Annotated in this window: 19 protein-coding genes, 1 tRNA gene and 3 rRNA genes; 13 read left to right on the top strand and 10 right to left on the bottom strand. The window is 57.8% G+C overall.

Going from position 1 to position 25,759, the window contains the following annotated elements; translation table 11 throughout:
* Positions 1–117: 117 nt before the first annotated feature.
* The 5 genes from mioC to ravA all read right to left on the bottom strand — a co-directional run bounded on the left by mioC (position 118) and on the right by ravA (position 6,443).
* On the bottom strand, positions 118–558 hold the full coding sequence (gene mioC / locus AC6I79_RS20065; RefSeq protein WP_021508182.1) for an FMN-binding protein MioC: 441 nt from the start codon (positions 556–558) through the stop codon (positions 118–120).
* A 154-nt stretch (positions 559–712) separates the two neighbouring features.
* Entirely contained in the window at positions 713–1,174 is a 462-nt protein-coding gene (gene asnC / locus AC6I79_RS20060; RefSeq protein ID WP_007893613.1) for a transcriptional regulator AsnC, read from the bottom strand.
* A gap of 105 nt (positions 1,175–1,279) precedes the next feature.
* Positions 1,280–3,418 carry a 5-histidylcysteine sulfoxide synthase gene (gene ovoA / locus AC6I79_RS20055; protein WP_498027493.1) on the bottom strand — a complete coding sequence of 713 codons (2,139 nt, stop codon included), beginning with the start codon at positions 3,416–3,418 and terminating at the stop codon, positions 1,280–1,282.
* Between the two features lie 71 nt (positions 3,419–3,489).
* Positions 3,490–4,950, bottom strand: a complete 1,461-nt coding sequence (gene viaA / locus AC6I79_RS20050; protein WP_058770715.1) for an ATPase RavA stimulator ViaA — start codon at positions 4,948–4,950, stop codon at positions 3,490–3,492.
* The gene (ravA, locus tag AC6I79_RS20045) at positions 4,947–6,443 is read right to left on the bottom strand and encodes an ATPase RavA (protein ID WP_058758223.1); all 1,497 of its coding nucleotides are present in this window, start codon (positions 6,441–6,443) and stop codon (positions 4,947–4,949) included. The genes viaA and ravA overlap by 4 nt, the downstream gene beginning before the upstream one ends.
* Before the next feature lie 299 nt (positions 6,444–6,742).
* On the opposite strand from ravA, the gene kup reads away from it, so the two are divergent.
* The gene (gene kup / locus AC6I79_RS20040) at positions 6,743–8,611 is read left to right on the top strand and encodes a low affinity potassium transporter Kup (protein ID WP_021508177.1); all 1,869 of its coding nucleotides are present in this window, start codon (positions 6,743–6,745) and stop codon (positions 8,609–8,611) included.
* Between the two features lie 11 nt (positions 8,612–8,622).
* Here kup and qseC read toward each other — a convergent pair whose 3' ends face one another.
* Positions 8,623–9,954, bottom strand: coding sequence for a quorum sensing histidine kinase QseC (gene qseC / locus AC6I79_RS20035; protein WP_241798553.1), 1,332 nt, complete (start codon positions 9,952–9,954; stop codon positions 8,623–8,625).
* Positions 9,951–10,613 (bottom strand): quorum sensing response regulator transcription factor QseB, encoded by a 663-nt coding sequence (gene qseB / locus AC6I79_RS20030; protein WP_215480730.1) that lies wholly within the window; start codon positions 10,611–10,613, stop codon positions 9,951–9,953. Before qseB ends, qseC begins: the two co-directional genes overlap by 4 nt.
* 170 nt (positions 10,614–10,783) lie before the next feature.
* Between qseB and AC6I79_RS20025 the strand changes: the two genes are divergently transcribed.
* The 7 genes from AC6I79_RS20025 to rbsR all read left to right on the top strand — a co-directional run bounded on the left by AC6I79_RS20025 (position 10,784) and on the right by rbsR (position 17,149).
* Positions 10,784–11,179: a YgiW/YdeI family stress tolerance OB fold protein gene (locus AC6I79_RS20025; RefSeq protein WP_021508174.1), complete on the top strand. Its 396-nt coding sequence runs from the start codon at positions 10,784–10,786 to the stop codon at positions 11,177–11,179.
* Positions 11,180–11,351: 172 nt separating this feature from the next.
* A complete protein-coding gene (gene rbsD / locus AC6I79_RS20020) occupies positions 11,352–11,771 on the top strand; it encodes a D-ribose pyranase (protein WP_021313542.1) in 420 nt (139 codons plus the stop codon).
* 7 nt (positions 11,772–11,778) lie between these two features.
* The gene (gene rbsA, locus AC6I79_RS20015) at positions 11,779–13,287 is read left to right on the top strand and encodes a ribose ABC transporter ATP-binding protein RbsA (protein WP_031279830.1); all 1,509 of its coding nucleotides are present in this window, start codon (positions 11,779–11,781) and stop codon (positions 13,285–13,287) included.
* Complete coding sequence (gene rbsC / locus AC6I79_RS20010; protein ID WP_021508172.1) at positions 13,284–14,255, top strand: ribose ABC transporter permease; 972 nt, start codon at positions 13,284–13,286, stop codon at positions 14,253–14,255. Before rbsA ends, rbsC begins: the two co-directional genes overlap by 4 nt.
* 27 nt (positions 14,256–14,282) lie before the next feature.
* Positions 14,283–15,158, top strand: a complete 876-nt coding sequence (gene rbsB / locus AC6I79_RS20005) for a ribose ABC transporter substrate-binding protein RbsB (protein WP_021508171.1) — start codon at positions 14,283–14,285, stop codon at positions 15,156–15,158.
* Positions 15,159–15,222: 64 nt separating this feature from the next.
* Positions 15,223–16,152 (top strand): ribokinase, encoded by a 930-nt coding sequence (rbsK, locus tag AC6I79_RS20000; RefSeq protein WP_058770712.1) that lies wholly within the window; start codon positions 15,223–15,225, stop codon positions 16,150–16,152.
* A 4-nt stretch (positions 16,153–16,156) separates the two neighbouring features.
* Positions 16,157–17,149: a ribose operon transcriptional repressor RbsR gene (rbsR, locus tag AC6I79_RS19995; RefSeq protein WP_371815525.1), complete on the top strand. Its 993-nt coding sequence runs from the start codon at positions 16,157–16,159 to the stop codon at positions 17,147–17,149.
* On the opposite strand, the gene mdtD is transcribed toward rbsR, so the two are convergent.
* Positions 17,146–18,549 carry a multidrug transporter subunit MdtD gene (gene mdtD / locus AC6I79_RS19990; protein WP_150059670.1) on the bottom strand — a complete coding sequence of 468 codons (1,404 nt, stop codon included), beginning with the start codon at positions 18,547–18,549 and terminating at the stop codon, positions 17,146–17,148. The two genes, rbsR and mdtD, sit on opposite strands and share 4 nt — an antisense overlap.
* A gap of 544 nt (positions 18,550–19,093) precedes the next feature.
* Between mdtD and AC6I79_RS19985 the strand changes: the two genes are divergently transcribed.
* The 4 genes from AC6I79_RS19985 (at position 19,094) to rrf (ending at position 24,231) form a co-directional block, all read left to right on the top strand.
* Positions 19,094–20,635, top strand: a 16S ribosomal RNA gene (locus AC6I79_RS19985).
* A gap of 88 nt (positions 20,636–20,723) precedes the next feature.
* A tRNA-Glu gene (locus tag AC6I79_RS19980) sits at positions 20,724–20,798 on the top strand.
* 214 nt (positions 20,799–21,012) lie between these two features.
* Positions 21,013–23,918 (top strand): 23S ribosomal RNA (locus tag AC6I79_RS19975).
* A gap of 197 nt (positions 23,919–24,115) precedes the next feature.
* Positions 24,116–24,231: ribosomal RNA gene (rrf, locus tag AC6I79_RS19970) — 5S ribosomal RNA — on the top strand.
* Together the 16S, 23S and 5S rRNA genes with 1 tRNA gene alongside form the textbook arrangement of a ribosomal RNA operon.
* Before the next feature lie 86 nt (positions 24,232–24,317).
* On the opposite strand, the gene mobB is transcribed toward rrf, so the two are convergent.
* Entirely contained in the window at positions 24,318–24,821 is a 504-nt protein-coding gene (mobB, locus tag AC6I79_RS19965; RefSeq protein ID WP_104094273.1) for a molybdopterin-guanine dinucleotide biosynthesis protein MobB, read from the bottom strand.
* Positions 24,821–25,393 (bottom strand): molybdenum cofactor guanylyltransferase MobA, encoded by a 573-nt coding sequence (gene mobA / locus AC6I79_RS19960; RefSeq protein WP_021507127.1) that lies wholly within the window; start codon positions 25,391–25,393, stop codon positions 24,821–24,823. Before mobA ends, mobB begins: the two co-directional genes overlap by 1 nt.
* Positions 25,394–25,464: 71 nt before the next feature.
* On the opposite strand from mobA, the gene AC6I79_RS19955 reads away from it, so the two are divergent.
* Positions 25,465–25,740 carry a YihD family protein gene (locus tag AC6I79_RS19955; RefSeq protein WP_021313943.1) on the top strand — a complete coding sequence of 92 codons (276 nt, stop codon included), beginning with the start codon at positions 25,465–25,467 and terminating at the stop codon, positions 25,738–25,740.
* The last annotated feature ends 19 nt before the right edge of the window (positions 25,741–25,759 follow it).

The raw sequence follows: 25,759 nt of genomic DNA, 5'->3' as shown, positions 1-25,759 counted from the left end.
TTATACGCATGAAATAATAGATCTTATCCACAGAGCGACGCAGGTAAAAGGCGATAAAACAGCGGAATCAACTGGGGATCGACACAAATACCCGATCCCCGACCAGCAAAGATCGTCTTAAATCTGCGGGTGCCAGCTGGCGACCCACACTTCCGCCGGATCTTCCGGAATCTCATGTTCCAGCACGTCGATCTCCAGCCGATCGCCAATACGTTTGGCGCCCAGCTGCGTTAACGTCGTCTCCAGCAGCTTGATCGCACCGCAGAACAGATCGTATTCATGATTACCGATACCCACTGCGCCAAAGCGTACGCCTGACAGATCCGGCTGGCTCTCCTGCAGCGCTTCATAAAACGGCAGCAGGTTGTCCGGCAGTTCGCCGGCACCGTGCGTTGAGCTGACAATCAGCCAGACGCCCTCCTGCGGCACCTCATCCAGCTCGGGTCCGTGCAGCAGTTCGGTTGAAAAGCCCGCTTCCTGCAGTTTCTCTTCCAGATGTTCAGCGACATATTCGGCGCTGCCAAGGGTACTGCCACTGATTAAGGTAATATCGGCCATGATGCTCTCCCGCACTAAAGGCGAGCATTGTACGCTGTGATCAAGCGGTGATCCACCTGTGGAAAACAGGGTTAATCGCCGATAGCATCAGGCGACAAGGCGCATCACAAAAGCGATCCGCCCGGGATAAGGTTATGCACAGCGGGGAAGCCGATCACGGCTTGATAGTGCGCATGATCGGGTTTTGCAGCGAGATTAGCGTTTCGGTGGACTGGATTTCATCAATGGTCTGGATCTTGTTGATCAGCACCTGTTGCAGCGCGTCAATTGAGCGGCACATCACTTTAATAAAGATGCTGTAGTGGCCGGTGGTGTACCAGGCTTCCACCACTTCATCCAGCGCTTCCAGTTTGCTGAGCGCTGCCGGATAGTCGCGCGCGCTTTTCAAAATGATGCCGATAAAACAACAGACATCAAATCCGAGCTGCCGTGGATCGATCTCCACGCGCGTACCCAGAATAATCCCCGCCTGACGCATCTTTTCGACGCGCACGTGAATCGTGCCGGGGCTGACGTTAAACTGCTTGGCGAGTTCGGCGTACGCGGTGCGCGCGTTTTGCAGCAGCGCATTTAAAATGCCGCGGTCGAGATTATCCAGTTGCAGGTGTTCCGCCATCATCCATCCTCATTAGGTTCTTCTTCTCTGAACAGGGAGAATGTGCAGCAAATTAGCGGGACAGGCAAGGCACAGACAGCGGAGCTGCCGCTGTCTGCACGCTTTTTAGCGCTTACGCCACAGCGTCAGCTGGGCCTGTGTGTGCTGGAACTTACGCGCGGTTTCGCGAATCACAAACGGCACGTCCTGCGGCGGCGCAACTTCCTCAAAGGCATCGCGCAGCAGCCGTTGCAGCGCCTGCCAGGTGGTGAGCGCTTCACCGTTTTCACGGAAACCGCCCAGCCAGTTCTCCTTCGGCGTGAACTCTTCCAGCCAGGTGTAAGGTGAGGAGATGGCCAGCAAACCGCCGGAGCGGATCATCGGCGTGATGTCCTGCAGGAAGCGCTTCGGCTGGCGCAGGCGATCGATCAGGTTAGAGGCCAGTACCAGATCGTAGCCATCGGGCTGCGGTTTCAGGTTACAGGCATCGCCCTGCACAAACTGAATGCGCTGCGCCAGGGTCTCATCGAAACCAAACTCTTTTAGCCGCACCTGGCGATACTCCACCAGCTCTCCCTCTTCCGGCACCACGTAACGGAAATCCTCACCCGAGGTCAGCTGCAGCGCCACGTCGATAAAGCGCGCCGAGTAATCCATGCCGGTGACCGCAGCAAAATGGCGCGCCAGTTCAAAGCTGGCACGACCGGTGGCGCAGCCGATATCCAGCGCGTGGCCGCGCTGCGCGCAGTGCGGCAGCACGATATCGACCAGCGCCGCCGCGTAGTTCGGCACACCGTAATAGCCGGGGCCGTACTGGAAGTCGAGGTACTGCGACACCATGCTGTCGGTTTCATACGGATTCAGCGCCATGCTCTCCTGATGCGAGGAAACCACGTAGCGGAAACCGGCATGCTGGAAGAAGTGGCGCCGGAAGGCGTAGCGTGAGGATTTCAGCGCTTCGTTGCCGGTGGAGATCCAGCTGCCGCCTTTGATCAGCGCATGTTTGCCGTCAAAGGTGGGCGTGGAGAAATCGTCATACAGTGGATGTACCCTGAAGCCTTCAAAGCCGTTAGTCGGCGTGGTGGTCCACTGCCAGACGTTGCCGACAATGTCGAAGAAGTCACCCTGGGCAAAGTGGTCTACCGGACAGGAAGAGGCCCAGCGGGCAAGATTGATGTTGCCCGGCGCGTCGATCCAGTCCGGCTGATCGCCGGCAACCTGCTCGCGCAGCTGCATCCACTCGGCTTCGCACGGCAGCTGGATCGCTTTGCCGCTCTCTTCCGCCAGCCAGCGGCAGAATGCCGCGGCTTCCAGCTGATTCACTTCGGCGGGCCAGTCCCACGGCATCGCCACTTCTTCGGTCATCAGGCGCAGCCGGAGATCGTCAGGTTGCGCGATGTCGCCGACCCAGAAAGTCGGCATCTGCGGCTGGGCAAACTCGCGCCAGCCCCAGCCTTCGTCATCCCACCAGCGGCGTTCGTTATAGCCGTTGGCGGCAATAAAATGAAAGAACTCGGCGTTGCTCACCAGCATTTTGCTGGCTTTGAACGGTTTCAGCTCAGTTGTAAGGCTGCCGTATTCATTATCCCAGCCGTAGGTATCATCGGTTTTACCCTGCGTGACGCGTCCGCCTGGCATCGCCACCAATGTATTGGCCGGTACCGAGGCACGATCGTGGCGCGCCTGCGGACACGCCGGCCAGTGCGGCTGCGGTTTAACCCACTCAAGCGGCAGCTGGCGGATCAGCACGCTGGAGGTTTCGAGGTGAATACGCTCATGCTCAATGCCCATCAGAATCACCCACGCCGGGCTGTCCCAGTCAATCGGCAGCTCCAGCGGCATGGTGCGGATGAATTCACTTACCACGGTTTTCACTTTACCACGGTAGTCGCGCACCTCGGCTACGTCCGGCCAGCTGTAATGGCTGTCGTCGAGATCGTCCCAGCTCATCTCATCCACGCCGATCGCCATCATCGCCTCGATGCGATCGTCAATGCGCTGCTGCAGATAACCGCCCGCCATCAGCTTATTAATGTAGAAAGTAGCGGTATGGCCAAAGTAGAAGATCAGCGGATGGCGCAGGGTGATGGCTTTATTAAAGTACGCGCGCTCATCGGCGAGGCAGTCGAACAGGCTTTCGTACAGCTCCCAGGTCTGGGTGAAATAGGCCAGCAGTTCGGCGCGTTTGGCGTCGCTGCTGCTGCCGGAAAGCCGGACGGTGCGGGTGGGCGCAGGCAATTGATCGTGAAGATGAGCGGTTGTCACAGTGAACTCCGTAAGCTGATTAAACACAGCGGGTAATTCACTATAGCAAATTAGCATTTCTGCCTGATGAATTAGCGTTTCCAGCGGCGCAGCAGGCGGCTTTTCAGGCCGGTATCGAAGCGCCAGATGTGATCGAAAATGCGCAGAATGCCGGGTTTGCCGTGCGCCGACATCGCCACGGCGTGGAAGCGTTGCTGGTGGTGACGCTGGCGCTGTTTAATAGTGCTGACGATGTCGTCCGGCAGACGCTGGGCGATAAAATCGGAAACGATCACCGCATCGGCTTCCTGCCACTGACTGCCCTCCATACGCGTGACCACCGCAGACAGGCAGGCGGCCAGATCGGTGCCGCCGCGAAAACGCTGGCTGAGAAAACGGATTGCCTGCTCGATGCCGTTATCCGCGGTCAGCTCGTAGCCAATCACTTCGTGAGCAAACAGCATGATGTAGCAGCGCCGCCTGTCGGCCAGCGCCACCTTCAGCAGCGCCAGACAAAACGCTTTGGCGCAGCGTTCATTGAAACCGCCCATCGAACCAGAGGTATCCACGCAGACGATGAACGGGCCGCGCGGCTGTGCTTCGTGCTGCTGATGGCTGGCCGGGCGCAGCGTCACTTTCTCGTGCCAGGCATCGCCCTGTAACCGGTAGGTCAGCAGGCGTTTCTCCACCAGCCGGCGATAAAACTCCAGCTCCAGTTCGCTGATGCTCAGCGCCGCCAGTTCCGGCGGCAACAGACGCAGCACATCGTCGCTCTGATGGATGCCGCTGACCTCTTCCGGCACGTTGTCCGGCTCGCGCACCAGCTGATGAAACGCTTCCAGCGGCGCATCCTGTGACGGTACCGATTTCGCTTCGCGGCTGCGTCCCAGCTGCTGCGCCAGTTTCATCAGTTCCGGCTGCTGGGCGAGGAAATCGCCGTACTGCACAATCAACTCATAGTCGCCATGCTGCAGCGGTGCCTTGCTCAGATCCCACAGGCGTCCGGCGGCGGCTTCGTCGTCATCGGTCAGAATCGGCGCCAGCTGGCCGCTGATGGCCATGCGCTGCTGCAGCTCGGCCATCAGGCGTTCCCGCTGCTCTTCCAGCAGGGTTTCGTTCAGCGTCAGGGTTTGCAGCGTCAGGCTCAGGCGCCAGCGCTGCAGGAACAGCGTGTGCTGCGCATTGCTCAGCTGGGCGCTGTCGGTATGCAGCAGCAGTTTGCTGGCTTCTTCGATAAACGGGGACGGCAGCGCTTTCAGCTGCGTCATGATGGCGGGCAGTTGTTCACTGAAGGCGTGGCTGCTGAGCAGCTGCATCTGCTGGAACAGCTGAAATTCGCGTGCCAGCGCGTCCGGCACCGGCGTGGTTTTCATCTGGGCGGCAATCTCGGCGCGCCAGCGCGGCAGCTCGCCCATCATCGCCTGTTTCAGGCGCGGAAATTTTTCAAAGAACAGCGCCAGCTGCGGCGAGGCCAGCAGTGCCACGATCAGCTCTTCGATCAGCTCGGTTTCGCCAATCGACAACAGCGTGCTGAGCGTCTCCAGCGAGATCATTTTCTCGCCTGTTTCAGCTGTTCCGCCACATCCTGCAGGCTGGTTTCGACGCGCGCCAGCCAGTCGTCGCTGATAAACAGGCAGCGCTGGTGCTGGCTAAACAGCGTGCGCTGCGCGCGCAGCTGGGCCTCCAGCGCGTCGTACTCTTCAATGATTTCCTGCGGCACGTCGCTGCTGCTGGCGGCACCCGGCAGCGTCAGGCGCGTGGACTGCAGGCTGACGTCGCGCAGCGTCAGACAGTGGTGCGCATCCACCAGCAGGTCGAGCGTCTGGCCAAAGCCGATGCCGTTGAGCTTGCCGCGGATCTCGCCCGCTTTCAGCAGCCACTGATTGAGCGCATCGCGTGCCACCACCACGTGCGTGACCTGCATGTCGTGCAGCGTCAGCGGCTGCTGGAGCATCAGGGTCAGCTGTTCGTCCGTGATCGAGGCCGGTAATTCATAGTGCGGTTTGCGGCTGAACATGCCGCTGTGCTTCTCCAGCGTCAGTGCCTGCGCCACGCTCTGCTGCTGTTGCAGCGCCAGCCGGCGCGCTTTGATCTGCTGCAGCGTGTGCAGCATCGCCTGCTGCTGCCACGCGTGCTGCGTCATCAGCGCATCAATTTCGCGATCCAGCAGCTGCATCGACGCCACGTCGTGCCACAGGCAATCTTTCAGCAGGATCAGATCAAGCGGGGCAATCGCCACGCGGCCGCTGTAAAACGCGCTGGCCTGCAGCAGATGGATGGCTTTTTTCCAGCGGCGATCGGAGATATACGGCGCCTCTGGCAGGTTCTCCAGCTGCTGGCGCAGCTGATAGATCAGTTCAAACACATGATCGGGCAGGCTGACCTGGCTGATGCCTTTCTGCCACTGCTGATACTCTTCATCGCTGATGCACAGCGATTCCGCCACCGGGTTGGCGTTTTCATCCTGCTGGTGGGTCAGCATGCTGCGGAAGTTCTGCTTTTCATGCACGTTGTCGAGCCACAGCCGGATCAGCATACGGTCGTACAGCGCTTCCAGACCGCTGTCGGCTTCCGGCAATTCGTTGGAGGCGGTGACCAGCAGACGCATCGGGATCGGCTCTTCGCTGTCGCCGTTGCGAAAGCGACGTTCGTTGATGGCGGTGAGCAGCGTATTGAGAATCGCCGGACCGGCTTTCCAGATCTCATCAAGGAAGACAATTTCGGCATCCGGCAGATAGCCTTTGGTCAGACGCTGGTAACGGCCTTCATCTTTCAGCGCCTGAATGGACAGCGGGCCAAACACCTCTTCCGGCGTGGAAAATCGGGTCATCAGGTATTCAAAGGCACGGGCGTGCTGGAAGGCGTATTTCAGGCGGCGGGCAATCAGGCTCTTGGCGATGCCCGGTGGCCCAAGCAGAAACACGCTTTCGCCGCTCAGCGCTGCCAGCAGGCAGAGACGAATGGCATGATGCCGTTCATACAGCCCTTTCTCCAGGGCATTGCTGAGGCGAGAAATTCTTTCTGCCAAAAGATGGGGTTGAGCCATAATCACATCATTGTCCTTCTGATCCTGGTGCCGTCATATTCTGGCGAGCGCAATACTCTACTGTTTATCATGCGTGAAAGCGTTGATAGCCGTCAGCTTTTTTGTTTCAGAAGGTTGAGGTGAGGCAAATCGCGGGTTTTCAGCGCATTTCGCGCCGATTTTCGGCGAAAAAACGCTGCACAGACGGCGTAATGCCAGACGGTAAAAGTAGGTTTTTTCGGGAATATGTGCATACTGTGCGCTTTTTGATGATCTGAGCGCCGGGCTGAGGCCTGCGCGGCTCCAACAAAAGACAACTTATGAGCTCGGATAAGAAACAGTCCCTTGGCGCAGTCACTCTGGCGGCGATCGGCGTGGTGTATGGCGATATCGGCACCAGCCCGCTCTATACCCTGCGCGAGTGTCTCTCTGGTCAGTTCGGCTTTGGCGTGGAACGCGAGGCGGTGTTTGGCTTTCTGTCGCTGATCTTCTGGCTGCTGATTCTGGTGGTTTCGCTTAAATACATCAGTTATGTGATGCGCGCCGACAACGCCGGGGAAGGCGGGATCCTGACGCTGATGTCACTGGCGGGCCGCAATACCGGCGCGCGCGCCACGGCGATTCTGGTGATCATGGGGCTGATTGGCGGCAGCTTCTTCTACGGGGAAGTGGTGATCACGCCGGCGGTATCCGTGCTTTCGGCCATTGAAGGGCTGGAGATCGCCGCACCGAGCCTTGATAGCTACATTGTGCCGCTGGCGATTGCGGTACTGACGCTGCTGTTTGTGATTCAGAAACACGGCACCGGCATTGTCGGTAAGCTGTTTGCGCCGGTGATGCTGCTGTGGTTCATCATTCTGGCGGTGCTGGGTGCGCGCAGTATCATCAATAATCCTGAGGTGCTGCACGCCATGAACCCTTACTGGGCGCTGCACTTCTTTATTCAGTACAAAACGGTATCGTTCTTCGCGCTGGGCGCGGTGGTGCTGGCGATCACCGGCGTTGAAGCGCTGTATGCCGATATGGGCCACTTTGGTAAGTTTCCCATCCGCCTGGCATGGTTTGTGGTGGTGCTGCCGTCGCTGGTGCTCAACTATTTCGGCCAGGGCGCGCTGCTGCTGGAGCATCCGGAGGCCATCAAAAACCCGTTCTTCCTGCTGGCGCCGGACTGGGCGCTGATTCCGATGCTGATTCTCGCGACGCTGGCCACGGTGATCGCCTCGCAGGCGGTGATCTCCGGCGTATTTTCGCTGACGCGCCAGGCGGTGCGTCTTGGCTATCTGCCGCCGATGCGTATTGTGCACACGTCTGAAGAGGAATCCGGCCAGATTTATATTCCGGTGATCAACTGGCTGCTCTATTTCTCGGTGGTGATTGTGATCGTCGGCTTTGAGCACTCCAGCAATCTGGCGGCCGCCTACGGGATTGCGGTGACCGGTACCATGGTGCTGACCGCCATTCTGTGTTCAACGGTGGCGATTCAGAACTGGCACTGGAATCGCTACCTGGTGGTGCTGATTCTCATCGCGATGCTGTGCATCGACGTTTCGCTGTTCTCTGCCAACCTGGTCAAAGTGTTCTCCGGCGGCTGGCTGCCGCTGACGCTGGCGCTGATGATGTTTATCGTGATGACCACGTGGAAGAGCGAGCGCTTCCGCCTGCTGCGTCGTATGCATGAGCATGGCAATTCGCTGGAGGCGATGATCGCCTCGCTGGAGAAATCGCCGCCGGTGCGCGTGCCGGGCACGGCGGTCTACATGTCGCGGGCGCTCAATGTCATCCCCTTTGCCATGCTGCATAACCTGAAGCACAACAAGGTGCTGCACGAGCGCGTGGTGCTGCTGACGCTGCGTACCGAAGATGCGCCTTATGTGCACAACGTGCGTCGCGTGACCATTGAGCAGCTGTCGCCCACCTTCTGGCGCGTGGTGGCAAGCTACGGCTGGCGTGAAACGCCGAACGTCGAGGAGATTTTCCACCGCTGCGGTCTCGAAGGGCTCAACTGCCGCATGATGGAAACCTCGTTCTTTATGTCACACGAGTCGCTGATCATCGGCAAACGCCCGTGGTATCTGCGTCTGCGCGGCAAGCTGTTCCTTGCGCTGCAGCGCAACGCCCTGCGCGCGCCGGATCAGTTTGAAATTCCGCCTAACCGGGTAATCGAGCTCGGTACTCAGGTCGAAATCTGACGCAGCGCGCGTCACCAGCTGAGGGTGACGCGCAGCCCCTGCGGCTGCACCTCGCTGAAGGTCAGCCGGATGCCGTGCAGCTGAGCCACATTTTTCACAATCGACAAGCCAAGCCCGCTGCCGGTTTGCGCCTGCCCCGGCGGTCGCCAGAAGCGTTCGCCCAGCCGCGCCAGCTGCTCTGCGCTGACGCCCGGTCCGTTATCCGCGATCTCCAGCCTGCGCGCGCTGAGCCGCAGCTGAATCTCACTGCCGGACGGCGTGTAGCGCAGCGCGTTATCCAGCAGATTGCGCAGCAGTAAACCCAGCAGCAGTGGATGACCGTTCATCACCGGTTCCGCGTCAGCCGTCAGCGTCAGCCTGGTGTGCTGCGTTGCCGCCTGTGCCTGGTGTTCGGTCACCAGCTGGTGCAGCAACGGTGCGAGGGGGACCGGCTGAAATTCGCTGCGCAGATCGTCCGCTTCGACGCGCGACAGCGTCAGTAGCTGATCGACCAGCCGCGTGGCGCGCAGGATGCCGCTGTCGAGCTGCTGCAGCGCATGGTTACGCATCGCCTCGTCATCGCCGGCCAGCTGAATCACCTCACTCTGCACGCGCAGCGCCGCCAGCGGGCTGCGCAGCTCGTGCGCCGCATTGGAGGTAAACTGCCGCTCGCGCTGGACCAGCTGTGCCATACGGGCAAACAGGCCATTCAGCGCCGCCACCAGCGGCTTCACCTCCAGCGGCAGGCGTTGCGGCGTCAGCGGGGTGGCATCATCCGGCGCGCGCTGCTGCAGCGATGCAGTCAGGCGTTTCAGCGGACGCAGCTCAAACCACACCAGCGCCAGCAGCAACAGCAGCATCAGCGGCATGGCCACCAGCCACGGCAGCAGGCTGCTCAGTGCCAGATCGCGCGTCATGTCATCACGATATTCCCACTCCTGTCCGACCACCACGCGCCACTGCTTATCGGCTGACGTCAGCCACAGCAGCCGCCAGCGATCGTCATCGCCACGCAGGCGACCATCGTGGAAGCCGTCACGATCCGCTGTAAACTGCAAATCGCGGCCGTTTTCGCCGTCGTTCAGCAGCGGTTTGCCGTCGGCGCTGAACAGCGCAAAGGCCAGCGCGTCGTCATCCTGATCGCCGCGATGGTGGCGCAGAATCGCTTTGGTTTTTGGCAGCGAGGCGGCCTGCAGGCGACTGGCATCCAGCGCCAGCAGGCGTTTGGCGAACAGCATCTGCTGGGTATCAAACAGCTCATTAACGGTGTCGCGCGTCTGCTGCCATGCGCTAAAGGTGGCGCTGGCTCCACACAGAATAATTAACAGCAGAAAGCCAATGGCCAGTCGCAGGAACAGACTCATTCTGCCGCTCCCAGCGTGTAGCCAATACCGTGCACGGTGCGGATGAACTGACTGCCGAGCTTTTTACGCAGATGATGGATGTGCACTTCGACCGCGTTACTGGAGACGTCGTCGTCCCAGTTGTACAGTTTCTCCTCCAGCTGTGCGCGCGTCAGCACGCGACCGGGATTGCGCAGGAACAGCTCCAGCAGCGCCAGCTCACGGCTTTTCAGGCTGAGCGGTTCGCCATCGACCATCACGCTGTGGCTGCCGGGAGCCATCACCACCCTGCCGTGACGCAGCTCCGGCTGCAGCTGACCGTGACGGCGACGAATCAGCGCCTGCAGACGCGCGGCCACCTCCGTCAGCGCAAACGGCTTACACAGATAGTCGTCGGCACCGAGTTGCAGGCCCTGCACGCGCTGGTCCAGCGCATCGCGTGCGGTGAGGATCAGCACCGGGACATCCGCGCCCTGCTCACGCCACTGGCGCAGGATGTCCAGCCCGTCACGTTGCGGCAGCGACAGATCCAGCACCACGGCATCCCATGGCGCCGCGTTGAGCGCCTGAAATCCGGCTTCGCCGCTGACAAACCAGTCGACGCTGAAACCCAGTTTGGTCAGGCCGACCTTCAGGCCATCGCCAATCAGCGTATCGTCTTCAATTAATAAAATGCGCATGCGTTTCTCCCGGTTACCTGGGGGTTTATACGAAGCAGATGCGCGCTTGTACAGCGTCATTCGCCCGTTTTGGCTTATTTTTCCCCTCTTTTTTTCCCTTAAGATCCTGTTAAGAACCCTGTGGTGAAATAGCTCCCGTAATCCGCACAGACATGGAAATGAGGTGAAAAATGAAAAAGAGTGCAGCGCTGTTAGCCATTATCGCCCTGGCGGCAACCCCGGTGTTAGCCGCCCAGCAGGGTGGCTTTGTCGACCCGAACGCGCCAGCCGCTCAGGCTAAAGCCGGCGGTTTTAAGGCCGATAACAGCAGTGTGGTGACGGTCAAGCAGGCCGAAGAGATGAAGGATGACAGCTGGATCACCGTGCGCGGCCAGCTTGATAAGCAGATCGGCGATGAAGATTATCTGTTCCGCGACAGCAGCGGCAGCATGAAAGTGGAGATCGACCACAAACGCTGGAACGGCCAGACCATTACGCCGAAGGATCAGGTCGAGTTGACCGGCGAACTGGATAAGGATTTCAATTCGATTGAACTGGATGTTAAACAGGTGCGTAAACTGCCGTAACCTCCCCTGCGGAGCCACGTCGTGGGCTCCGCCATCCCGCCAAACTCAAATTTTCCCCGGCCCAGGCGAAACGTTTCGATGGCGATCACATTTTCGTGATGCCGTCATTGAGTTGCCATGTACATTTAATACACTGCCAGACAGCGAAACGTTTCGCTGTGGAGTGGAATAAATGAAAAAAGGTCGCCTGTTAAACGCTGAAGTCTCTCATGTGATTGCCCGCCTCGGACATACCGATACGCTGACGATTGCCGATGCGGGCTTGCCGATTCCGGCCGGTCCACAGCGCATCGATCTGGCGCTGACGCCCGGTACGCCCGATTTTTTACAGGTGGTGGAGGTCATCACGCAGGAGATGCAGGTTGAGAGCGCCCTGATAGCGGAGGAGATCCAACAACACAATCCGCAACTCCACAGCCAGCTGATCGCCGTGCTCGAAGCCTTGCAACAGCACCAGGGGAATGTGATTAGCGTTCGTTACACCAGCCATGAACAGTTCAAACAACACACTCAGCGCAGTCAGGCGGTCATTCGCAGCGGAGAGTGCTCTCCGTATGCGAATGTCATCCTGAGCGCGGGCGTCACTTTCTGAGGCCGCTATGCAACCGTTATTGCAACTCAGGGGAATTGAAAAATCATTTCCCGGCGTGAAGGCGCTCAACGGCGCGTCGCTGGCGGTCTATCCCGGGCGCGTGATGGCGCTGGTCGGAGAAAACGGCGCGGGCAAATCCACCATGATGAAGGTGCTGACCGGCATCTACAGCATGGACGCCGGTTCGCTGCACTGGCTGGGAAAAGAAGTGACGTTCTCCGGGCCGAAAGCGTCTCAGGAAGCCGGCATCGGCATAATCCATCAGGAACTGAACCTGATCCCGCAGCTGACCGTTGCGGAAAATATTTTCCTCGGCCGTGAATTCGTTAACCGCTTTGGCCGCATCGACTGGAAACAGATGTATGCCGCGGCGGATGCGCTGTTAAAGCGCCTCAATCTGCGCTTCAGCAGCCACAAGCTGGTGGGCGATCTGTCGATTGGCGACCAGCAAATGGTGGAGATCGCCAAAGTGCTCAGCTTCGAGTCGCAGGTCATCATTATGGATGAACCGACCGATGCGCTGACCGATACCGAAACCCTGTCGCTGTTCCGCGTCATCAATGAGCTGAAAGCGCAGGGCTGCGGCATTGTTTATATCTCACACCGCATGAAAGAGATCTTTGAGATTTGCGATGACGTCACCGTGTTCCGCGACGGCCAGTTTATTGCCGAGCGCGCGGTGGGCGATCTCAGCGAAGAGAGCCTGATCGAAATGATGGTTGGCCGCAAGCTTGAGGATCAGTATCCGCATCTCGATCAGACACCGGGCGAGGTGCGGCTGCGGGTCGAGCACGTTAGCGGACCGGGCGTAGAAGATGTCAGCTTTACCCTGCGTAAGGGCGAGATTCTGGGCATCTCCGGTCTGATGGGTGCGGGCCGCACCGAATTAATGAAGGTGCTGTACGGCGCGCTGCCGCGTACGCACGGCAAAGTGACGCTTAACGGCCGCGAGATTGTCACCCGCTCGCCGCAGGACGGCCTGGCCAACGGCATCGTCTATATCTCGGAAGACCGTAAGCGTGACGGACTGGTGCTCGGGATGTCGGTCAAAGAGAACATGTCGCTGACCGCGCTGCGCTACTTCAGCCGCGCCGATGGCGGCCTGAAGCACGCCGAAGAGCAGCTGGCGGTGGGCGATTTTATTCGCCTGTTCAATGTGAAAACGCCATCAATGATGCAGCCGATCGGTCTGCTGTCCGGCGGTAATCAGCAAAAAGTGGCGATTGCGCGTGGCCTGATGACGCGCCCGGATGTGCTGATCCTCGACGAGCCGACGCGCGGCGTCGATGTTGGGGCGAAAAAAGAGATCTATCAGTTAATTAACCAGTTTAAAGCCGAAGGGCTGAGCATCATCCTGGTGTCGTCGGAAATGCCGGAAGTGCTGGGCATGAGCGACCGCATTCTGGTGATGCATGAAGGCCATCTGAGTGGCGAATTTTCCCGTGAGCAGGCTACCCAGGAATCCCTGATGGCAGCGGCGGTCGGTAAGCAACACAGCGAGGAGTTAGTTGTATGAGTACCCAAACCTTACCTGCCAGCCGTCGCTGGTTCAGCAAAGCCTGGCTGCTGGAGCAGAAATCGCTGATCGCGTTGATTGTGCTGATCGCCGTGGTCGCCAGCCAGAGCCCGAACTTCTTCACGCTGCCCAACATGTTCAACATCCTGCAGCAGACATCGGTCAACGCCATCATGGCGGTGGGCATGACGCTGGTGATTCTGACCTCAGGCATCGATCTTTCGGTCGGCTCGCTGCTGGCGCTGACCGGCGCGGTAGCGGCATCGATTGTCGGGCTGGAAGTCAATGCGCTGGTGGCCGTAGCGGCATCGCTGGCGCTCGGTGCCTTTATTGGTGCCATTACCGGTGTGATTGTGGCACGCGGCAAGGTGCAGGCGTTTATCGCTACGCTGGTGATGATGCTGCTGCTGCGCGGCGTCACCATGGTTTACACCAACGGCAGTCCGATCAACACCGGCTTCAGCGATAACGCCGATCTGTTTGGCTGGTTCGGCATTGGCCGTCCGCTGGGCATTCCGACGCCGGTATGGCTGATGGCGGTGGTGTTCGCGCTGGCATGGTACATGCTGCATCACACCCGCCTTGGTCGCTATATCTATGCGCTGGGCGGTAACGAAGCGGCCACGCGGCTGTCCGGCATCAACGTTAACCGCGTTAAAGTCATCGTCTATTCGCTGTGCGGCCTGCTGGCGGCACTGGCGGGCACCATCGAAGTGGCGCGTCTCTCTTCGGCGCAGCCGACGGCGGGCACCGGTTATGAACTGGATGCGATTGCCGCAGTAGTGCTGGGCGGGACCAGCCTCGCGGGCGGTAAAGGGCGCATTATGGGCACGCTGATCGGTGCGCTGATTCTCGGCTTCCTCAATAACGGCCTCAACCTGATGGGCGTATCGTCTTACTACCAGATGATTGTCAAAGCCGTCGTCATTCTGCTGGCGGTGCTGGTGGATAACAAAAGCAGTAAGTAACTCTGACCTTCACACAGGATTAAAGAAATGAAAAAGTTAACTGCATTGGCCGTCATCCTTGGCGCCACCCTCAGTGCTGGCGCGATGGCTAAGGATACGATTGCGCTGGTGGTCTCAACCCTGAATAACCCGTTCTTTGTGTCGCTGAAAGATGGCGCACAGAAAGAAGCCGATAAGCTGGGCTATAACCTGGTGGTGCTCGACTCACAGAACAACCCGGCAAAAGAGCTGGCAAACGTGCAGGATCTCACCGTGCGCGGCACCAAACTGCTGCTGATCAACCCAACGGATTCTGACGCGGTCGGTAACGCCGTGAAAATGGCTAACCAGGCGAACATCCCGGTGATTACGCTGGACCGTATGGCGGCGCAGGGTAAAGTTGTCAGCCACGTGGCGTCTGATAACCGCTTCGGCGGCAAAATGGCCGGCGATTTCATCGCGAAGAAACTGGGCGACGGTGCGAAAATCATCGAGCTGCAGGGCATTGCCGGCACCTCCGCTGCCCGCGAGCGTGGTGAAGGCTTTAAGCAGGCCGCTGATGCACACAAATTCAACGTGCTGGCCAGCCAGCCGGCCGACTTCGACCGTACTAAAGGTCTGAACGTGATGCAGAACCTGCTGCAGGCGCATCCGGACGTGCAGGCAGTTTTTGCCCAGAACGACGAAATGGCGCTGGGCGCGCTGCGTGCGCTGCAGACCGCAGGCAAAACCGACGTGCTGGTGGTGGGCTTTGACGGCACCGCGGACGGCGTGAAGGCGGTAGAATCCGGTAAACTCAGCGCGACCGTTGCACAGATGCCAGACAAGATTGGTATGATTGGCGTCGATACCGCAGATAAAGTTCTGAAGGGCGAAAAAGTGCAGGCGATCAACCCGGTTGACCTGAAACTGGTTACTAAATAAAACCCAAAGAAAAGCATGGCAACGCGCCACCCTCGCGGTGGCGCAACTTCCTGGATAACTCCCTATGAGCAAAAGCGCAAAACTGGCGGTACTCGGCAGCATCAACGCCGACCACATCCTCAACCTCGCCCATTTTCCCCGTCCGGGTGAAACGGTGATCGGGAAACAGTATCAGGTTGCCTTTGGCGGTAAAGGGGCCAACCAGGCCGTCGCGGCTGGCCGTGCCGGCGCTGACATTGCTTTTATTGCCTGCGTGGGTGCAGATGACATCGGCGAACGTATTCGCCAGCAGCTGCAGCAGGACCAGATTGATACCGCTCCGGTGGAAACCGTGGCGCAGGAAGCCACCGGCGTGGCGATGATCTTCGTGAATGGCGAAGGCGAAAATAACATTGGCATCTACTCAGGCGCGAACGCGGCGCTGACGCCAGCCTGTGTGGAGCGCCACCAGCAGGTAATTCGTTCGGCCGATGCGCTGCTGATGCAGCTGGAGTCGCCGCTGGACAGCGTGCTGGCCGCGGCCCGCATCGCGCGCGCCAGTCACACTCAGGTGATCCTCAATCCGGCGCCGGCGACCCAGCTCTCTGATGAGCTGCTGGCGCTGATCGACATTATTACGCCGAATGAAACCGAAGCGGAAATCCTCACCGGCATCGCCGTCAACGACGACGACGACGCGGCGCGGGCAGCCCAGGCGCTGCACGCCAAAGGCATCGATACCGTACTGATTACGCTGGGCCGGCGCGGCGTATGGCTCAGCGAGCAGGGCCAGGGACAGCGTATTCCCGGCTTCAGCGTGCAGGCGGTGGATACCATCGCTGCCGGTGATACCTTCAACGGGGCCTTCATTACCGCGCGGCTGGAAGGCGTGGCGATGCAGGATGCGGTTCGCTTTGCCCATGCGGCGGCAGCCATTGCCGTGACGCGCCCGGGCGCACAGCCCTCAGTGCCATGGCGCACTGAGATTGACGCATTCCTGCAGCAACAGGGTTAAGCGCTTGGCTACCATGAAAGATGTCGCCCGTCTGGCGGGCGTCTCCACCTCCACCGTTTCGCACGTTATCAACAACAACCGTTTTGTTAGCGAACAGGTGCGCGACAGAGTGGAACAGGCGATTCGCGAATTAAACTACGCGCCGTCGGCGCTGGCGCGCAGCCTGAAGATCAAGCAAACGCGCACCATTGGCATGTTACTGACCGCCAGCAGCAACCCGTTCTACTCGGAAGTGGTGCGCGGTGTAGAGAACAGCTGCTATGAACGCGGCTACAGCCTGATTCTGTGCAATACCGAAGGCGATGAAGAGCGCATGAATCGCAGCCTTGAAACGCTGATGCAGAAGCGTGTGGATGGCCTGCTGATGATGTGCACGGAAACCCATCTGCCCTCCGCCGAAATCCTTAATCGCTATCCTTCGGTGCCGATGGTGATGATGGACTGGGCGCCGTTTGAAGGGCGCGGCGATATTATTCAGGATAACGCGCTGCTGGGCGGCGAACTGGCCACGCAGTATCTGATTGACCGCGGTTACACCCGCATCGCCTGTATTGCCGGGCCGCTGGATAAAACCCCGGCGCGCCTGCGTCTGGACGGTTTTCATCAGGCGATGGCTGCCAGTGGGCTGGCGGTGCCGCCGGGCTATGTGGTGGACGGCGATTTCGAATTTCAGGGCGGTTTCAACGCCATGAATCAGCTGCTGGCGCTCGATCCGCCACCGCAGGCGGTGTTTACCAGCAACGATGCGATGGCGGTGGGCGTCTATCACGCCCTGTATCAGGCGGGACTGCGCGTGCCGCAGGATATGGCGGTGATGGGCTATGACAACATTGAGCTGGCGCGCTATCTGACGCCGCCGCTCAGTACCATTCATCAGCCGAAAGATGAGCTGGGCGAGCTGGCCATTGATACGCTGATTCATCGTATGAGCGATCCCGACGCCAGCCAGCAAACACTGGTGCTGACGCCGGAGCTGGTGGAGCGCGGTTCGGTTTAACTGCTTTTACGCGTTTTCTCGCGGTTGGCGATCAGGTTACGGCCATCACCCGGCCGTAACATCAGAAACGCCAGCGCCGACAGCACGGTAATCACGCCCATGGTAAAGAAGGTGGCGTGGAACTGCTGCACCGTGGTGCTCTCAAAATCCTGGTAAAAGCGCAGCACGGCGGCGCTGACCGCCACGCCAAAACTGATCGACACCTGCTGCGTTACCGCCAGCACGCTATTGCCGCCGCTGGCGTTCTCATCATTCAAATCCGCCAGCGTGATGGTATTCATGGCGGTAAACTGGGTGGACATCGCCATGCCCAGTACAAACAGCGCCACCAGCAACATGATGATGCTTCCGTCCGGCGACTGCAGCGCGAAGCTGGCGACCAGCACGCCGATGATAACCGTAATGCCCACCAGCGTTTTACGATAGCCAAAGCGGCGCAGCACCTGAGTCACGGTGGATTTAGCCAGCAGCGAGCCTATCGCCGTAGGGCCCATCATGCAGCCGGCGATGATCGCCGGATAGCCAAATCCTACCTGTAACATCAGCGGCATCAGGAACGGAATACAGCCAGTACCGAGACGCGCGGCAATATTACCGATAATCCCGACGGAGAACGTACGTGTCTTAAACATCGGCAGACTAATCAGCGGAGCCGGATGGCGGCGCGCATGCATAATATAGAGCAGCAGTAATACCACGCCGCTGAACAGCACCAGCACCGCCTGCCACGGCGATACGATACGCTCGCCAAACAGCTCGATGCCGATGGAAATCAGCACCAGGCCAAAACCAAACAGCATAAAGCCGCCAAAATCGAAGCGGCGTTTTGGCGTGGTGAAGTCCGGCATATATTTGCGCGCATAGAAGATGCCGGCGATGCCGATAGGAATATTAATCAGGAAGATCCAGTGCCAGCTGGCGTAGGTGACCAGCAGACCGCCGAGCATAGGGCCAAGAATCGGTCCGACCAGGCCGGGCATGGTGACAAAGTTGAGTACCGGCAGCAGTTCGCTGCGCGGATAGGCGCGCAGCAGCGCCAGACGCGCTACCGGCATCATCATTGCTCCGCCAACGCCTTGCACCACGCGCGAAACCACCAGCATGCTCAGCGATCCGGACAGCGCACAGGCCAGTGAGCCAAGCGTGAACAGGGAAACCGCCACAATAAACACCTTACGCGTGCCAAAGCGATCGGCCAGCCAGCCGCTGACCGGAATCAACATCGCGACCGTGAGCGTATAACTGATGACAGCGGACTGCATAGCGAGTGGGGAACGTTCAAGGCTGGTGGCAATGGCGGGAAGCGCGGTATTCAGGATGGTGGCGTCGAGAGCCTGCATAAAAAACGCCATGGCGGCGATCCAGGGCAGGCCGGCCATACTGCGCGCGGAGCGAATCATTGAAAATCCTTCTTGAAGAAAATCGGTCAGCAAAGAGCGTAAGTTAAACAGGATAGCATCGGTCGCTGCGAGGATGGCGCTGATTTGTGCCGCTGTGAGAGCTGATTTGCCTGATTATTGGCCGGGAAATGTCTGTTTTTACCGCGTTCGTATAAAAAAGTAGCTTTCGGTCAATTTTTTTCAGGAAATGCTTGTCACTTCAGATTAACTCCCTATAATGCGCCACCACTGAGACGGCAAAGCGGCAACGCAGGCGGCTCAGCAGGGCGTGAAGTGATTCACCCCGCCGGAGAAAAACGCTGAAAAAAGTGTTTGACTCTGAAGGAGGAAAGTGTAATATACGCCACCTCGCGACAGCAGGCCGAACGCCGCGTCGCACCGCTCTTTAACAATTTATCAGACAATCTGTGTGGGCACTCGCAGGATTGATATCACAAGCCTACGGGCTTTAAAAAATATCAAGTCTTTGCTGAGTGAACACGTAATTCATTACGAAGTTTAATTCACAGAGCATCGCTGCACTCGTTGCAGCAAATCAAACTTTAAATTGAAGAGTTTGATCATGGCTCAGATTGAACGCTGGCGGCAGGCCTAACACATGCAAGTCGAACGGCAGCACAGAAGAGCTTGCTCTTTGGGTGGCGAGTGGCGGACGGGTGAGTAATGTCTGGGAAACTGCCCGATGGAGGGGGATAACTACTGGAAACGGTAGCTAATACCGCATAACGTCGCAAGACCAAAGTGGGGGACCTTCGGGCCTCACACCATCGGATGTGCCCAGATGGGATTAGCTAGTAGGTGGGGTAATGGCTCACCTAGGCGACGATCCCTAGCTGGTCTGAGAGGATGACCAGCCACACTGGAACTGAGACACGGTCCAGACTCCTACGGGAGGCAGCAGTGGGGAATATTGCACAATGGGCGCAAGCCTGATGCAGCCATGCCGCGTGTATGAAGAAGGCCTTCGGGTTGTAAAGTACTTTCAGCGGGGAGGAAGGCGGTGAGGTTAATAACCTCGCCGATTGACGTTACCCGCAGAAGAAGCACCGGCTAACTCCGTGCCAGCAGCCGCGGTAATACGGAGGGTGCAAGCGTTAATCGGAATTACTGGGCGTAAAGCGCACGCAGGCGGTCTGTTAAGTCAGATGTGAAATCCCCGGGCTTAACCTGGGAACTGCATTTGAAACTGGCAGGCTTGAGTCTCGTAGAGGGGGGTAGAATTCCAGGTGTAGCGGTGAAATGCGTAGAGATCTGGAGGAATACCGGTGGCGAAGGCGGCCCCCTGGACGAAGACTGACGCTCAGGTGCGAAAGCGTGGGGAGCAAACAGGATTAGATACCCTGGTAGTCCACGCCGTAAACGATGTCGACTTGGAGGTTGTGCCCTTGAGGCGTGGCTTCCGGAGCTAACGCGTTAAGTCGACCGCCTGGGGAGTACGGCCGCAAGGTTAAAACTCAAATGAATTGACGGGGGCCCGCACAAGCGGTGGAGCATGTGGTTTAATTCGATGCAACGCGAAGAACCTTACCTGGCCTTGACATCCAGAGAACTTAGCAGAGATGCTTTGGTGCCTTCGGGAACTCTGAGACAGGTGCTGCATGGCTGTCGTCAGCTCGTGTTGTGAAATGTTGGGTTAAGTCCCGCAACGAGCGCAACCCTTATCCTTTGTTGCCAGCGGCTCGGCCGGGAACTCAAAGGAGACTGCCGGTGATAAACCGGAGGAAGGTGGGGATGACGTCAAGTCATCATGGCCCTTACGGCCAGGGCTACACACGTGCTACAATGGCGCATACAAAGAGAAGCGACCTCGCGAGAGCAAGCGGACCTCATAAAGTGCGTCGTAGTCCGGATTGGAGTCTGCAACTCGACTCCATGAAGTCGGAATCGCTAGTAATCGTAGATCAGAATGCTACGGTGAATACGTTCCCGGGCCTTGTACACACCGCCCGTCACACCATGGGAGTGGGTTGCAAAAGAAGTAGGTAGCTTAACCTTCGGGAGGGCGCTTACCACTTTGTGATTCATGACTGGGGTGAAGTCGTAACAAGGTAACCGTAGGGGAACCTGCGGTTGGATCACCTCCTTACCTGAAGATACCTTCCCGCGAAGTGCTCACACAGATTGTCTGATAGAAAAGTAACGAGCAGGACGGCTGCGAAGTCGTGACACTTTGTGTCCCCTTCGTCTAGCGGTTAGGACTCCGCCCTTTCACGGCGGCAACAGGGGTTCGAATCCCCTAGGGGACGCCACTGCTTGGTGACAGGTGAAAGGTGTCTCCACAGAATATCTCAAAACTGACGGTAACGTCGTGTTTGAGATATTGCTCTTTAACAATCCGGAACAAGCTGAAAATTTGAAACGACGCGTCGTGTTCATTCTCCGTAATAAGAATGAAATCACGATGCGTTCGGGTCTCTCAAATGCTTGCAGTCTGCAGCGTTGCAAAACGCCTGTGGGTTGTGAGGTTAAGCGACTAAGCGTACACGGTGGATGCCCTGGCAGTCAGAGGCGATGAAGGACGTGCTAATCTGCGAAAAGCGACGGTAAGGTGATATGAACCGCTACAGCCGTCGATGTCCGAATGGGGAAACCCAGTGTGTTTCGACACACTATCGTTAACTGAATACATAGGTTAACGAGGCGAACCGGGGGAACTGAAACATCTAAGTACCCCGAGGAAAAGAAATCAACCGAGATTCCCCCAGTAGCGGCGAGCGAACGGGGAGCAGCCCAGGACCTGAATCAGCTTGTGCATCAGTGGAAGCGTCTGGAAAGTCGCGCGATACCGGGTGACAGCCCCGTACACGAAGATGCATGAGTTGTGAGTCCGACGAGTAGGGCGGGACACGTGGTATCCTGTCTGAACATGGGGGGACCATCCTCCAAGGCTAAATACTCCTGACTGACCGATAGTGAACCAGTACCGTGAGGGAAAGGCGAAAAGAACCCCGGCGAGGGGAGTGAAACAGAACCTGAAACCGTGTACGTACAAGCAGTGGGAGCCTACTTGTTAGGTGACTGCGTACCTTTTGTATAATGGGTCAGCGACTTATATTCTGTAGCAAGGTTAACCGCATAGGGGAGCCGAAGGGAAACCGAGTCTTAATTGGGCGTTAAGTTGCAGGGTATAGACCCGAAACCCGGTGATCTAGCCATGGGCAGGTTGAAGGTTGGGTAACACTAACTGGAGGACCGAACCGACTAATGTTGAAAAATTAGCGGATGACTTGTGGCTGGGGGTGAAAGGCCAATCAAACCGGGAGATAGCTGGTTCTCCCCGAAAGCTATTTAGGTAGCGCCTCGTGAACTCATCTCCGGGGGTAGAGCACTGTTTCGGCTAGGGGGCCATCCCGGCTTACCAACCCGATGCAAACTGCGAATACCGGAGAATGTTATCACGGGAGACACACGGCGGGTGCTAACGTCCGTCGTGAAGAGGGAAACAACCCAGACCGCCAGCTAAGGTCCCAAAGTCATGGTTAAGTGGGAAACGATGTGGGAAGGCACAGACAGCCAGGATGTTGGCTTAGAAGCAGCCATCATTTAAAGAAAGCGTAATAGCTCACTGGTCGAGTCGGCCTGCGCGGAAGATGTAACGGGGCTAAACCATGCACCGAAGCTGCGGCAGCGACACTATGTGTTGTTGGGTAGGGGAGCGTTCTGTAAGCCGCTGAAGGTGTGCTGTGAGGCATGCTGGAGGTATCAGAAGTGCGAATGCTGACATAAGTAACGATAAAGCGGGTGAAAAGCCCGCTCGCCGGAAGACCAAGGGTTCCTGTCCAACGTTAATCGGGGCAGGGTGAGTCGACCCCTAAGGCGAGGCTGAAAAGCGTAGTCGATGGGAAACAGGTTAATATTCCTGTACTTGGTGTTACTGCGAAGGGGGGACGGAGAAGGCTAGGTTATCCGGGCGACGGTTGTCCCGGTTTAAGCGTGCAGGTGTGAAGACCAGGCAAATCCGGTCTTCTTTAACACTGAGGCGTGACGACGAGCCGCCACGGCGGTGAAGTAACTGATGCCCTGCTTCCAGGAAAAGCCTCTAAGCTCCAGGTAACACGAAATCGTACCCCAAACCGACACAGGTGGTCAGGTAGAGAATACCAAGGCGCTTGAGAGAACTCGGGTGAAGGAACTAGGCAAAATGGTGCCGTAACTTCGGGAGAAGGCACGCTGGCGCGTAGGTGAAGGGACTTGCTCCCGGAGCCGAGGCCAGTCGAAGATACCAGCTGGCTGCAACTGTTTATTAAAAACACAGCACTGTGCAAACACGAAAGTGGACGTATACGGTGTGACGCCTGCCCGGTGCCGGAAGGTTAATTGATGGGGTTATCCGCAAGGAGAAGCTCTTGATCGAAGCCCCGGTAAACGGCGGCCGTAACTATAACGGTCCTAAGGTAGCGAAATTCCTTGTCGGGTAAGTTCCGACCTGCACGAATGGCGTAATGATGGCCAGGCTGTCTCCACCCGAGACTCAGTGAAATTGAAATCGCTGTGAAGATGCAGTGTACCCGCGGCAAGACGGAAAGACCCCGTGAACCTTTACTATAGCTTGACACTGAACATTGAGCCTTGATGTGTAGGATAGGTGGGAGGCTTTGAAGCGTGGACGCCAGTCTGCGTGGAGCCAACCTTGAAATACCACCCTTTAATGTTTGATGTTCTAACGTAGGCCCGTAATCCGGGCTGCGGACAGTGTCTGGTGGGTAGTTTGACTGGGGCGGTCTCCTCCCAAAGCGTAACGGAGGAGCACGAAGGTTGGCTAATCCTGGTCGGACATCAGGAGGTTAGTGCAATGGCATAAGCCAGCTTGACTGCGAGAGTGACGGCTCGAGCAGGTGCGAAAGCAGGTCATAGTGATCCGGTGGTTCTGAATGGAAGGGCCATCGCTCAACGGATAAAAGGTACTCCGGGGATAACAGGCTGATACCGCCCAAGAGTTCATATCGACGGCGGTGTTTGGCACCTCGATGTCGGCTCATCACATCCTGGGGCTGAAGTAGGTCCCAAGGGTACGGCTGTTCGCCGTTTAAAGTGGTACGCGAGCTGGGTTTAGAACGTCGTGAGACAGTTCGGTCCCTATCTGCCGTGGGCGCTGGAGAATTGAGGGGGGTTGCTCCTAGTACGAGAGGACCGGAGTGAACGCACCGCTGGTGTTCGGGTTGTCATGCCAATGGCACTGCCCGGTAGCTAAGTGCGGAAGAGATAAGTGCTGAAAGCATCTAAGCACGAAACTTGCCCCGAGATGAGTTCTCCCTGACCCCTTGAGGGTCCTGAAGGGACGTTGAAGACGACGACGTTGATAGGCCGGGTGTGTAAGCGCAGCGATGCGTTGAGCTAACCGGTACTAATGACCCGTGAGGCTTAACCTTACAACGCCAGAGGCGTTTTGGTCTGAGAGACCGAAAGAATTTTCAGCTTTGTTCACCGGATTACGTCCAGTGGATTTTGTGCTGTGACAAGGCGGCACGCGAGACGACGTGAAGGAGCATACACGAGTATGTGACTGAGCGGCGCGAGCGGGGCAACGCAGTCAGAGCGCGGAAGACGCGGACGAAAACAGAATTTGCCTGGCGGCAACAGCGCGGTGGTCCCACCTGACCCCATGCCGAACTCAGAAGTGAAACGCCGTAGCGCCGATGGTAGTGTGGGGCCTCCCCATGCGAGAGTAGGGAACTGCCAGGCATCAAACCAGTGAAGAAGCCCCGGACGAGAGTCCGGGGCTTTTTTGCGCCCGTACTCCGGCAAATTTCCCGCCAAAAACCGTGTGATTAGCGGTTTTTTAGCCATTGAACAATATACTCTGCAACCTGATCAGGCTGATTAATATCCAGCACCGGTACCTGAAGCGCTAACGCTTCATCCGTCGCTACGGCAATCACCCAGTCGTCCAGCAATTCATCAATTTCCCCCTTAACGCCGCGCCGCCACAACACCATCCTGGGTACAGGTTCCTGTTTAAACCCTTCGACCAGCACCAGGTCCAGCGATGTAGCGTCCATACGGCCTGCCAGCTGCGCTAAACTAAGCGGCTGCTGCGGCGTTTCGCACATTAACGCCCAGCGTTGTTCGCTGGCGACGATCACCTGATCGGCTCCCGCTTTGCGCAGCAGATAACTGTCTTTTCCCGGCGTATCGATGTCCATCTGATGATGGGTATGCTTGATCAGCCCGGGGCGAATGCCCTGCGCTCTCAGTAGCGGAATCACCTGTTGTAACAGGGTGGTTTTGCCGGTGCCACTCCAGCCCACCACCGCCAGTAACGGCACACTCATCACGCACTTTCCTCATTAACCAAATCGTCAGGCGTATTGATATTGCGGAAGGCGGCTTCATCATCATCAAACAGTACGCCGTGTCCGCCATGTTCTCGCATGAACTGCATCAGACGACGTTCTCCGCGCAGCAGCCACGCTTCCAGATCATCGGCCAGCGCACGATGCACCAGGGCCAGCGCCGGATGATCACGCTGACCCGATGTCACCCACACGGCGGCGGCTGCACCACGCTGCTGCCACAGCCGTGCAACAAAATCCTGCGGTAGCCACGGCGTATCGCAGGCGCAAAACGCCACCCATTCGGTCTGGCTGTGCCGCAGGCCGCTGAGCATGCCTGCCAGCGGACCGGGATAATCAGGCAGCGAATCACGAATCACCTGACAGCCACTTGCCTGATAACGATCAATGTTACGGTTGGCGCTAATCAACACAATATTGACCTGCGGCTGTAAACGCTGCAGAACGTGCTGATAAAGCGGTTTGCCCTGTAATGGCAGCAAGCCCTTATCCTGACCTCCCATACGGCTGCCTTGCCCGCCTGCGAGGATCACACCGGTAAATGCGGTCATCTTCGTCTCCCTGTTTATTCTGGACGATACTTAACTCGCGGTAGCGAACCACCTGCGCAAAGGAATCAATGATGAAATATCACCGACTCAATGAACTGCTCGAACTGCTGCAGCCTGCCTGGCAGCAAGAACCCGATCTCAACCTGCTGGCATTTTTACAAAAACTGGCGCAGGAATCAGGTTTCAGTGGCCCATTAAGTGAATTAAGCGATGACGTATTGATTTACCATCTCAAAATGCGTGATGCCGGTAGTCAGGCTGTGATTCCGGGTCTGAAGAAAGATTATGAAGTGGACTTCAAAAGCGCGCTATTACGTGCGCGCGGTGTGATCAAGGATGATGAGTAGTGTTATCCTTGCGCGTTCA

This window comes from gamma proteobacterium symbiont of Scutellera amethystina, from assembly GCF_059730845.1.
The sequence above is the reverse complement of the archived record's forward strand: the minus strand, read 5'-3'. Positions and strand labels throughout refer to the sequence as shown.

Coding starts and splice junctions, on each gene's coding strand:
- mioC (WP_021508182.1), bottom strand. CDS start 558: ATGGCCGATATTACCTTAATCAGTGGCAGTACCCTTGGCAGCGCCGAA.
- asnC (WP_007893613.1), bottom strand. CDS start 1,174: ATGGCGGAACACCTGCAACTGGATAATCTCGACCGCGGCATTTTAAAT.
- viaA (WP_058770715.1), bottom strand. CDS start 4,950: ATGATCTCGCTGGAGACGCTCAGCACGCTGTTGTCGATTGGCGAAACC.
- ravA (WP_058758223.1), bottom strand. CDS start 6,443: ATGGCTCAACCCCATCTTTTGGCAGAAAGAATTTCTCGCCTCAGCAAT.
- kup (WP_021508177.1), top strand. CDS start 6,743: ATGAGCTCGGATAAGAAACAGTCCCTTGGCGCAGTCACTCTGGCGGCG.
- qseC (WP_241798553.1), bottom strand. CDS start 9,954: ATGAGTCTGTTCCTGCGACTGGCCATTGGCTTTCTGCTGTTAATTATT.
- qseB (WP_215480730.1), bottom strand. CDS start 10,613: ATGCGCATTTTATTAATTGAAGACGATACGCTGATTGGCGATGGCCTG.
- AC6I79_RS20025 (WP_021508174.1), top strand. CDS start 10,784: ATGAAAAAGAGTGCAGCGCTGTTAGCCATTATCGCCCTGGCGGCAACC.
- rbsD (WP_021313542.1), top strand. CDS start 11,352: ATGAAAAAAGGTCGCCTGTTAAACGCTGAAGTCTCTCATGTGATTGCC.
- rbsA (WP_031279830.1), top strand. CDS start 11,779: ATGCAACCGTTATTGCAACTCAGGGGAATTGAAAAATCATTTCCCGGC.
- rbsC (WP_021508172.1), top strand. CDS start 13,284: ATGAGTACCCAAACCTTACCTGCCAGCCGTCGCTGGTTCAGCAAAGCC.
- rbsB (WP_021508171.1), top strand. CDS start 14,283: ATGAAAAAGTTAACTGCATTGGCCGTCATCCTTGGCGCCACCCTCAGT.
- rbsK (WP_058770712.1), top strand. CDS start 15,223: ATGAGCAAAAGCGCAAAACTGGCGGTACTCGGCAGCATCAACGCCGAC.
- mdtD (WP_150059670.1), bottom strand. CDS start 18,549: ATGATTCGCTCCGCGCGCAGTATGGCCGGCCTGCCCTGGATCGCCGCC.
- mobB (WP_104094273.1), bottom strand. CDS start 24,821: ATGAGTGTGCCGTTACTGGCGGTGGTGGGCTGGAGTGGCACCGGCAAA.
- mobA (WP_021507127.1), bottom strand. CDS start 25,393: ATGACCGCATTTACCGGTGTGATCCTCGCAGGCGGGCAAGGCAGCCGT.
- AC6I79_RS19955 (WP_021313943.1), top strand. CDS start 25,465: ATGAAATATCACCGACTCAATGAACTGCTCGAACTGCTGCAGCCTGCC.